The sequence below is a fragment of the Streptomyces alkaliphilus genome (genome assembly GCF_014141535.1).
GTDB lineage: Bacteria > Actinomycetota > Actinomycetes > Streptomycetales > Streptomycetaceae > Streptomyces > Streptomyces alkaliphilus.
Window position 1 is genome coordinate 1 of record NZ_VKHT01001413.1, and the last position, 979, is coordinate 979.

At 70.5% G+C, this 979-nt stretch carries 1 protein-coding gene and 1 pseudogene; both read left to right on the top strand.

The window, feature by feature from the left end; all coding sequences use genetic code 11:
* Positions 1-240 (top strand): annotated as a pseudogene (locus FNQ90_RS24810) (hypothetical protein); the annotation flags it as partial.
* 35 nt (positions 241-275) lie between these two features.
* Entirely contained in the window at positions 276-668 is a 393-nt protein-coding gene (locus FNQ90_RS24815) for a hypothetical protein (protein WP_182608382.1), read from the top strand.
* The last annotated feature ends 311 nt before the right edge of the window (positions 669-979 follow it).

Here is a 979-nt window from a genome sequence, read left to right on the forward strand (position 1 = left end):
CACCCCCCCAGCCACGACCCGCACCAAAACGTCACCCCGACGTACTCCGCCCGGAACACCTCGGCCTCGAGCATCCCGGCCGGCATCATCGGCGGCGTGGTCGCCAGTGCCACCATCGCCGGGACCCTGGCCCACGACAAGCGGAGCAAGCGCCGCGCCGCCACTGCGACCGCCGAGGCCCCACGCGCGGCCACCGGAGCGCCGGCGCCCGGCGACGCCCCGGAGCCCGAGCGCAGCTGACTCCGGCCCGGGCTGGCGTGCCTCCCACCTCATCGGTGAACGGTGACGAGCAACTGCTGCGGCTGCGGCCGGGTCTACTGGCGCTAACCACGGCGACCCCCATCCCGGCCCGCTTCCACAGCCCAGCCCTCTACGCTGCCGTCATGACGCTGAACGCCGACGAGTATGAACTCCTTCGCCTGATCGCCCAGTCACCAGAGCCCGTGGCCGCCTCCGACTTCTTTCAGACCATCCACCCGGCGAACTTCGAGCGAAGCGCCGCCGAGGAAGACCCCCGCCGGGTGGCATGGCAGAAGAAACAGCTCGGGCTCTACAAGGCAGTGATCGACCTGCACGACGGCAACCTCATCCGGATTGTCCACCCGGCGAACGGAGAGCGGCCCGACCTGGTGGAGGCCACCGAGGCCGGCCACGCTGCCCTAACCTGAGGGCCTTACCCGGTGGGCCCGGTCGGGCCCACCCCCACGCCGGTGGAAAAGAGGCAGCGCTACGTGATTGCGATCATGCTGCCATTGAAGTGTTCCTCCACCACAGCACGGACCCTCTCCCGGAACTCCACCAGCGACCGCTCCTCCGCGCCCGGCTCGAGCGGAAGGGCATCGAGACTCGTTAGCCGCTGACGCAGCACCCCGGGCCGTCCGCGAGACCCCGCAGGGTTCGCAGCTCCGCTTCCGCCTCCTGCCATTCGGACCGGGCGCAACACACCAGCATCACACCGGACCGCCACCACCCCTCGCCC